7 protein-coding genes and 1 rRNA gene (1 of these 8 only partly in view) are annotated in these 9802 nt (G+C 38.4%); all 8 read right to left on the bottom strand.

Annotation, left to right across the window (positions count from 1 at the left end; all coding sequences use genetic code 11):
- Positions 1-1138, bottom strand: a 16S ribosomal RNA gene (locus IGI80_RS09610) (it extends 423 nt beyond the left edge of the window).
- Between the two features lie 643 nt (positions 1139-1781).
- Positions 1782-3290, bottom strand: coding sequence for a HAMP domain-containing sensor histidine kinase (locus IGI80_RS09605; protein ID WP_002363430.1), 1509 nt, complete (start codon positions 3288-3290; stop codon positions 1782-1784).
- A 10-nt stretch (positions 3291-3300) separates the two neighbouring features.
- Entirely contained in the window at positions 3301-3987 is a 687-nt protein-coding gene (locus tag IGI80_RS09600) for a response regulator transcription factor (protein ID WP_002355954.1), read from the bottom strand.
- A gap of 157 nt (positions 3988-4144) precedes the next feature.
- Positions 4145-5566 (bottom strand): NADP-dependent phosphogluconate dehydrogenase, encoded by a 1422-nt coding sequence (gene gndA, locus IGI80_RS09595; RefSeq protein ID WP_002355953.1) that lies wholly within the window; start codon positions 5564-5566, stop codon positions 4145-4147.
- Between the two features lie 204 nt (positions 5567-5770).
- Positions 5771-5950 carry a 50S ribosomal protein L32 gene (gene rpmF / locus IGI80_RS09590; RefSeq protein ID WP_002355952.1) on the bottom strand — a complete coding sequence of 60 codons (180 nt, stop codon included), beginning with the start codon at positions 5948-5950 and terminating at the stop codon, positions 5771-5773.
- 56 nt (positions 5951-6006) lie between these two features.
- On the bottom strand, positions 6007-6576 hold the full coding sequence (locus IGI80_RS09585) for a YceD family protein (RefSeq protein WP_002363429.1): 570 nt from the start codon (positions 6574-6576) through the stop codon (positions 6007-6009).
- 373 nt (positions 6577-6949) lie between these two features.
- On the bottom strand, positions 6950-8707 hold the full coding sequence (gene pyk / locus IGI80_RS09580; RefSeq protein ID WP_002355949.1) for a pyruvate kinase: 1758 nt from the start codon (positions 8705-8707) through the stop codon (positions 6950-6952).
- Positions 8708-8771: 64 nt separating this feature from the next.
- Positions 8772-9734, bottom strand: a complete 963-nt coding sequence (gene pfkA, locus IGI80_RS09575; protein ID WP_002355947.1) for a 6-phosphofructokinase — start codon at positions 9732-9734, stop codon at positions 8772-8774.
- Positions 9735-9802 lie beyond the last annotated feature (68 nt).

Below are 9802 nucleotides of genomic sequence, written 5' to 3'. Positions count from 1 at the left end.
AATAAGGGTTGCGCTCGTTGCGGGACTTAACCCAACATCTCACGACACGAGCTGACGACAACCATGCACCACCTGTCACTTTGTCCCCGAAGGGAAAGCTCTATCTCTAGAGTGGTCAAAGGATGTCAAGACCTGGTAAGGTTCTTCGCGTTGCTTCGAATTAAACCACATGCTCCACCGCTTGTGCGGGCCCCCGTCAATTCCTTTGAGTTTCAACCTTGCGGTCGTACTCCCCAGGCGGAGTGCTTAATGCGTTTGCTGCAGCACTGAAGGGCGGAAACCCTCCAACACTTAGCACTCATCGTTTACGGCGTGGACTACCAGGGTATCTAATCCTGTTTGCTCCCCACGCTTTCGAGCCTCAGCGTCAGTTACAGACCAGAGAGCCGCCTTCGCCACTGGTGTTCCTCCATATATCTACGCATTTCACCGCTACACATGGAATTCCACTCTCCTCTTCTGCACTCAAGTCTCCCAGTTTCCAATGACCCTCCCCGGTTGAGCCGGGGGCTTTCACATCAGACTTAAGAAACCGCCTGCGCTCGCTTTACGCCCAATAAATCCGGACAACGCTTGCCACCTACGTATTACCGCGGCTGCTGGCACGTAGTTAGCCGTGGCTTTCTGGTTAGATACCGTCAGGGGACGTTCAGTTACTAACGTCCTTGTTCTTCTCTAACAACAGAGTTTTACGATCCGAAAACCTTCTTCACTCACGCGGCGTTGCTCGGTCAGACTTTCGTCCATTGCCGAAGATTCCCTACTGCTGCCTCCCGTAGGAGTCTGGGCCGTGTCTCAGTCCCAGTGTGGCCGATCACCCTCTCAGGTCGGCTATGCATCGTGGCCTTGGTGAGCCGTTACCTCACCAACTAGCTAATGCACCGCGGGTCCATCCATCAGCGACACCCGAAAGCGCCTTTCACTCTTATGCCATGCGGCATAAACTGTTATGCGGTATTAGCACCTGTTTCCAAGTGTTATCCCCCTCTAATGGGTAGGTTACCCACGTGTTACTCACCCGTCCGCCACTCCTCTTTCCAATTGAGTGCAAGCACTCGGGAGGAAAGAAGCGTTCGACTTGCATGTATTAGGCACGCCGCCAGCGTTCGTCCTGAGCCAGGATCAAACTCTCATAATAAAAGTTAGAACAATCTTGCGATTGTTAAGCTCAATTTTTTGCTAGCATATTGCTTGCTTGTTAAAAATGTTTGTTGTCTTGAATTGAATCAAGACGCCCTACACATTTGGTTCGTCTATTCTTTGTTCAGTTTTCAAAGGTCTACGTTACCTTGCAGCAACTTTTATATCATAACAAACTTTCATTTGAATGTCAAGAACTTTTTTTGAAAAAGTTTTTTAAGTTGTTTTGCTCGGTTGTTGTTGTCTGTTGTGACAACTTCTATATCTTATCATTATCTCAGTTGTTTGTCAACAACTTTTTAAAACTATTTTGTTATTTTATAACAAGTTTTTTTGATCAAATGATTGATTTAAAAGCAATCTCTTTAACGACTTTGTTATTCTAACATGTTATTTATCTTTTCGTCAAGAAAAATTTTTAACTTTTTAAAACTTTTTTCTTAACAAACTGTTTGTCAGAACAGATATTAATATACCAAGGATTTTTCTAAAACGCAACTATTATTTTGCAGAAAAATAACATTTTTTTCAATTTCGAACGATGAATATTTTCTGCAAAGAAAACATTCGTTTCTTTATCTTATAATCCCTTTTCTCTTACTGAAATGTTCGTTAATCATTCGTAAAAAAAGCAACGTACTTTATTGTACGTTGCTCTCTTCTTTTATTCCAGCGATTGGAATAAAAATTCTAAAGATCGTTCCTTGATGCAATACGCTTTCTGCATCAATACGTCCTTTATAGTTTTCGACTAATTGTTTTGCAATCGATAGTCCTAAGCCATTACCGCCTTTATTTCTTGCACGGGCTTTATCTACTCGATAGAATCGATCAAATATTTTCTCCAAGTCTTCTTCAGTGATTCCTTCACCAAAATCTTGCACAGCTATTTCAAATTCATTCATCGTTCGAGAAATGGAAATATGCACTTCTTTTCGATCTGTTGAATATTTAATCGCATTATCTAATAGAATAATTAGCAATTGTTCAAAGTGATTACGATAGATTTTCAGTTCAACTTCGGTTGGTAAATCGTCATCTAACGTGATATGAAACTCAGGATAAACCAATTGGAAGTTATTAAATACTTGGTAGACTACTTGTTTAGCATCTGTTCGTTCATTTGCATATTGGGTGTCCACTTGTTCAGCGCGTGAAAGGTCAAGCATTTCTTGGACCAAACTCTTCATACGACTAATTTCTTGTAAACTGGCCTTTAATGATTCATCTAAAATTTCAGGATCGTCTTTCCCCCAACGATTTAAAAGGTTTAAATGGCCTTCCATAATCGCAACGGGCGTTCTTAATTCATGGGAAACATCTTCAACAAACTGCTCTTGTTGTTCGATATAGCGTCTCATACGATCTAACATTTCATTAAAGATTTCCGAGATATCTGCTAACTCATCTCTCGTATTAATCTCCGGCATGTGGACATCTGATTGCGGGTCTTTGCGGATTGTATCCATCGTGTCTCTCAATACTTTTAATGGTTTTAAGAAATAAGAAGAGAGGATAAAGCCTAAGACACTACTTACAATCAGAGAAATCACTTCTAAAACTACAAGTGTTAATAATAAATGATTACGAATTTCATAAAAAGAAGAAAGTTCATAAAACGCTTGAATATAGCCAATCTTTTCTCGTGTTTCTTTTGAAAAAATAGGTTCCACGGAATAAAAACCAGTTTTATCAAAAACGGTTCGAACAACAGGTAATTGCCGATCCAATTGTAATAACTTATCATATTCATTTTGTGTTTTAAAAACTAGCTTTTGGTTTGTGTCATACACAGATAAATAAAGTTCTGGTTGTCCTAGTTCAGATATGAAACTGTCCATTTCCATAAACGAACCTTCTACTGCTGTATGCTTATTATAGTAGTTTTCATCTCTTTCACTCGGCGTTTTTAAATAGTCAAAAACGTCTGTTACCGTTAAATTTTCATTGGCATTAGCTAATCGATTTGTTACTTCTGCAATCGTTGCTTCGACATTTTCCTTTTCTTTGGCAACAATAAGACTGACAGAAGACTTATAGGTAATCACCGCAAAAATGGTAAAAACTACAAATATAAAGAAAGAACTTGCGAAAGCCCACTTTATAGTTAAAGATGGGCCTTCCAGTTCTTTTTTAATCGTTCTTTTCATTAATTAGTTCTCACGAACGCATAACGTAGCCAGTTCCACGGACAGTTTGGATGTAGCTTTCTTCTCCAGGTACGTCAATTTTATTTCGTAAGTAGCGGATATACACATCCACAACGTTTGTTTCTACTTCTGTTTCATAGCCCCAAACTTTATTTAGTAACACATCACGTGCCAAGACAACATTCACGTTTTCCATTAGCGTTAATAGTAATTCGTATTCGCGTTTTGTTAATTCAATCATTTCAGAATTACGACGAACGACACGATTTTCTTTTTCAATTGTTAAGTCACGATATGTAATCGTTGTTTGTTTTGCAACGTTTTTATCGCCCTCAATATCAATACGACGAAGTAACGCACGTAAACGAGCTAACAATTCTTCAATTGCAAATGGTTTAACAATATAATCATCCGCTCCATGGTCTAAGCCAGAAACACGGTCAATTACTGAATCACGCGCAGTCATCATAATAATTGGTGTATTTTTCACTTGGCGAACACGGCGACATACTTCTAATCCATTTAATTCTGGTAACATCAAATCAAGAAGGATAGCATCCCATTCGTTGTTAAGAGCGGCTTCCAATCCTGTACGACCATTGTAGTGTACTTCTGTCGTATACCCCTCATGTTTTAATTCAAGCTCAACGAATCTCGCTAAGTTCTTTTCATCTTCAATAATTAAAATGTTGCTCATTTGATTAATTGTCCTTTCTCTTTAAAAGCTATACTCAAGCTCAACCTTTTTATTCCTTACTACTTATTAGAGAATTACTACTCAATCTGTCTGGTTCTTTTTTAAGCCACAGTAAAACCATGAGCATGGTGAGCCACACTCATGGTCTCCAGCGTGTTTATTCTTCGTTGTACCAGCTGTAATGGTAGATTCCTTCTTTGTCTGTGCGTTCGTACGTATGAGCACCGAAGTAATCACGTTGTGCTTGAATTAAATTCGCTGGTAAGCGATCTGAACGATAAGAATCGTAATAAGCAATTGCAGATGAGAATGTTGGTACAGGAACACCTGCTTGAACAGCAATCGCAACAACTTCACGAACGGCTTGTTGATATTTTTTCGTAATTTCTACGAAGTATTCATCTAACAACAAGTTTTCAAGTGCTGGATTTTTTTCATATGCATCGGTAATTTTTTGTAAGAATTGTGCACGGATAATGCAACCTGCTCGCCAGATTTTTGCAATTTCACCAAATGGTAAATCCCATCCGTATTCTTCAGAAGCTGCACGGAGTTGTGCAAACCCTTGCGCATAACTCATTAATTTACTAAAGTATAATGCTTCGCGAATTTTTTCAATCAATTCTTTTTTATCGCCTGCAAAGTTAAAGGCTGCAGGTTTTGATAAAATGCCACTTGCTTTTACGCGTTCTTCTTTGTAAGCCGAAATGAAACGTGCAAATACTGATTCTGTAATTAATGGTAATGGTACGCCAAGATCTAACGCACTTTGGCTTGTCCATTTACCTGTTCCTTTGTTGCCTGCTGCATCAAGAATAACATCAACGATTGGTTGGTCGGTTCCTTCATCATCTTTACGTGTCAAAATGTCAGCCGTGATCTCGATAAGGTAACTGTCTAATTCGCCTTCGTTCCATTCTTTGAAAATCTCTGCCATTTCATCAACAGATAAACCTAAGATTTGTTTCATTAAGTCGTAGGATTCAGCAATTAATTGCATGTCCCCATATTCAATCCCATTATGAACCATTTTTACATAATGTCCAGCACCATTTGGGCCAATGTAAGTCACACATGGTTCACCGTCTTCTGCTTTAGCTGAAATTTTTTCAAGAATTGGCGCAACTAACTCATACGCTTCTTTTTGTCCGCCAGGCATGATAGATGGTCCTTTCAAGGCTCCTTCTTCTCCGCCAGAAACGCCAGTACCAATAAAGTTAATTCCTGAGTTTGCTAGTTCTTCATTACGTCGCATTGTGTCTTTGAAGAACGTATTACCGCCATCAATTAAGATGTCGCCTTTATCAAGGTGTGGTAACAATTCTTGGATTGTCGCATCTGTTGCAGGTCCAGCTTTAACCATCAACATAATTCGACGAGGTTTTTCAATTGCATTCACAAATTCCTCAATTGAGTATGTTGCTTGAAAGTTTTTGTCAGGATGTTCTTCAACCACTTCTGTTGTTTTTGATCCTGTACGGTTATACAGCGCAACTGTATAGCCTCTGCTTTCAATGTTTAAAGCAAGATTTTTCCCCATGACAGCCATGCCGACTACGCCAAATTGTTGTTTTGTCATTTTATGACCTCCTATATTATAATCAACGAAAATTCTATGAGCATTCTCTTATAATCCTCACTATTATAACGCACTATCTTTCATATGAAAACAATATAGTGCCAATAAATTTCCAATTTCTTCATATTTTCTTAAAAAAATACAAATCCCCTAGGCTCCATGGTTAGCCTAGGGGATTCAACATTTCAAAAAATGTTTTTATGCTTATGCTTCTTTAGACATTACGTCTTTTCCATCGTAGTGACCACATGCTGGACATACGTGATGGCTTTTTTTCATTTCACCACAGTTTGAGCATGCATTTAAGCCTTTGATTGTTAATTTGTAGTGTGTGCGACGTTTTGCTTTTTTCGCTTTAGAAGTTCTTCTAGCTGGTACTGCCATTGTTGTTCCACCTCCTTGTAAAGATGCGTGTATTTACATACACAATATATTCCAACCTAGCTGTTATCTTCCTCTTCAGCATTATCGCTGAGTAATTCTGATAGTTTAGCCAGACGAGGATCCACTGTTTGTTCTGCTGCTTTCTGCTTACTTTCCAAATATGCTTCTTCTGAAATCACTTCCCAGTCATTGCCACTTGGCATTTCTTGACTGTTTTGTTCTTCTTCTGTAAGCACTTGAATTGGAATGGACAATAGAATGTTGTCTTCGACAGATTCATCTAAATCAATTGTTGGCTTGTCCAATAAAATAATCTCTTCAGCTGCAAATCGTTCATCTCTTGTATCCATTTGTTCTTTTGTCATAAAAACTTCATCGACCGTGATTTGCATTGGCAAAGCCACAGGTTCTAAAGAACGGGATGAAGGAACGGTTACAGTTACCTGAATAGTGTAATGAAGTAAATATTCTGATTTATTGACTGCTAATAAGCCTTCTACTTTGATTGGACTTACATCCAACAAGGTATCATCTCGTTGAAGAAGCTCTTCTTTAAGATGCAATGTTTCTGAAAACACTAGCGGCTCTTCTTTGTATTTATTTAATTCTAACAAAGACCACTTCATAATTATCACTCCTAAGCAACAAAAGCTATTATACAGGGGTATGAAAGCTTTGTCAATGAAATTTTCTTGACAGCCCTTTCTTATTTCCTGTTTTTCTTTCGTTTTTTTTATAATTGTTTTTCTGTTGAAGGTAACTTAGCGCTTATTTAATTAAATAACAAATTTTTTGTGTGAAATAACATAAATAATTTAAAACTAAGACATAATTTTACTATTTGCGCCCAACTCTTTATTTACTGAATACGTGTTTTCTGAACATTTCGTACTACTGTCTTCTTTGTAAAAAAAGCTGAGACAAACTGACGAATCGGTTTGTCCCAGCTTTGCGTCCGAGTACATATTGCTTAGAATCAAATGATTGAATTAATTAGATTTAGATAGCTGTTGTTGCTCCGCGGTAAACAATACCACGACGAGGATCAACAGTAATCACTTCGTCATTATTAATTAATGATGTTGCATCTGCAGCACCTACGATAACTGGAATATTTTGTGCAATCGCTACAACAGCTGCATGAGAAGTTAAACCACCTTCTTCAACAACTAATGCTGATGCTTTTTCAATTGCAGGCATGTATTCTTTATCTGTTGTTTTTGTAACTAAAATAGCCCCTTCAGTCGCTTTAGCAACTGCTTCTTCAGCAGTTCCTGCAACAACGGCTTTTGCAATAATTGCTTCTTCGCCGACACCTTGACCTTGAACTAATTTAGAACCGATCATTTGAATTTTCATTAAGTTTGTTGTCCCTTTTTCGCCAACTGGAACACCAGCAGTGATAATGATTAAATCACCTTCTGAAGCATAACCTTCTTCTTGTGATACTTTTGAAGCTAAATTAAACATTTCATCTGTGCTTGATGGTTTGTCAGCAACTGTTGCGTAAACACCCCATGATAATGACAAGCTACGTGCTTTTTGTTCTGAGAACGTAATTGCAACGATATGTGCTTTTGGACGGTATTTAGAGATCATACGTGCTGTATGGCCTGATTCTGTTGCCGCAACGATTGTTTGGATACCCAAGTTACGTGCTGTATGGCCAACAGATTGTCCGATTGCTTCAGTCATATCTGTTTTGCTATATAATTTCAATGCGAATGAATCTTGGTTAACTAATGTTTCTTCTGTACGAACTGCAATACGAGCCATTGTTTGAACAGCTTCTAATGGGTAATCCCCTGCTGCAGTTTCGCCTGATAACATTACTGCATCTGTTCCATCGTAGATTGCGTTTGCTACGTCATTTGCTTCCGCACGTGTTGGACGTGGGTTACGTTGCATTGAATCTAACATTTGTGTTGCAGTGATAACTGGTTTACCTAAAGCATTACATTTTTTAATTAAAGCTTTTTGGACAACTGGAACATCTTCTGTTGGAATTTCAACACCCATGTCACCACGAGCAACCATTAAACCATCAGAAACTTTTAAGATTTCATCGATATTATCGATACCTTCTTGGTTTTCGATTTTAGGAATGATTTGGATGTGTGTTGCGTTTTCTTCTTCTAAAATTTTAGTGATTTCTAAAACGTCAGAAGCACGACGAACGAAGCTAGCTGCGATAAAGTCAATTCCTTGACCAATTCCGAAACGGATATCGTTAGCATCTTTTTCAGTGATCCCTGGTAAGTTTACAGAAACGCCTGGTACGTTAACGCCTTTTTTGTTTTTCAAGACGCCTTCGTTTTTAACAACTGTTACGATTTCGTTTGCATCACGGTCGATATCAGTTACTTCTAAATCGATTAAACCATCATCTAAAAGAATGTGTGAACCTACGTTTACATCATTGATTAATTCTGGATAAGTGATTGAGAATTTTTCATTTGTTCCTAAAACTTCTGTCATAGAAATACGTACTGAGTCACCAATTTTCATTGTGATTGCGCCATTTTCCATGTCATTTGTGCGGATTTCAGGACCTTTTGTATCTAGTAAGATCGCTACGCGTTTCCCTGTAATTTTTACAGCTTCACGAATGTTTTTAATACGAGCACCATGCTCTTCGTAGTCACCATGTGAAAAGTTCAAACGGCAAACATTCATACCTGCATTAATTAAGTTTACTAGCATATCAACGGATTCACTAGCTGGTCCAATCGTACATACGATTTTCGTTTTTTTCATTACTAAAACGCTCCTATTCCAAATTTGTTTATACAAAGCTAATAAGATTAGCTAATATACAAGATTAAAAAGAAATTTCATGATTTAACTCATAAAGAGATAAATCTGGTTTGTGTTTATTGTTTTCTAACGTGTCAATAATATCAGCTGCAACTACTTGGTTATCTAACATACCGATACATAAACCGCCTTTGCCTTCTTTTAGAAGTTCAACAGCATATGACCCAAATTTACTTGCTAATACACGGTCACGAGCACTTGGCGAGCCCCCACGAACCACGTGTCCTAAAATTGATACACGCGTATGGAAATCACCGTATTCAGAAAGTTTATCAGCAAATTCATTTCCGCCCATTACGCCTTCTGCTAAAATGATTAAGCAATGTTTTTTCCCGCGGTCGCGGCCTTCTTGAATACGTTTGGCAACGTTTTTCATATCAAAATCATGTTCAGGAATAATGATTTCATCTGCTCCGCCTGCCACGCCTGACCACAATGCGATATCACCAGCGTTACGTCCCATTACTTCGATAACGAATGTACGAACATGAGAAGTCGCTGTATCACGAATTCGGTCAATTGATTCCAAAACAGTGTTAATCGCTGTATCAAAACCGATTGTGAAATCTGTTCCAGGAATATCATTATCAATCGTTCCAGGAATTCCAACAGCGGGGAAACCACGTTTTGTCAAAGCCATTGCGCCATGATAAGAACCGTCTCCACCAATAACAACTAAGCCTTCAATACCGAATTTTTTCAATTGTTCGATTCCTTTTAATTGCCCTTCTTCAGTAGCAAATTCAGGATAACGAGCAGAATACAAGAATGTTCCACCACGTTGAATCTTATCGCCAACGTCAGCAACATCTAAACGACGGATGTCGCCTGCGACTAAACCGGCAAATCCATAGTTAATACCGTAAACTTCGATTCCATCAAAAATACTTTTGCGTACGACTGCACGAATTGCAGCGTTCATTCCAGGGGCATCTCCCCCGCTGGTTAAAATACCAATGCGTTTCATTCGCTATTTCACCTCATATAATATACTTTCAACTGCCAAAAGAAACCTTTTCGCAAAAATTGATATAC

Origin of the sequence: Enterococcus sp. DIV1420a (genome assembly GCF_051712165.1) — a bacterium.
GTDB lineage: Bacteria > Bacillota > Bacilli > Lactobacillales > Enterococcaceae > Enterococcus > Enterococcus faecalis.
This window is presented reverse-complemented; position numbering and strand designations above follow the sequence as displayed.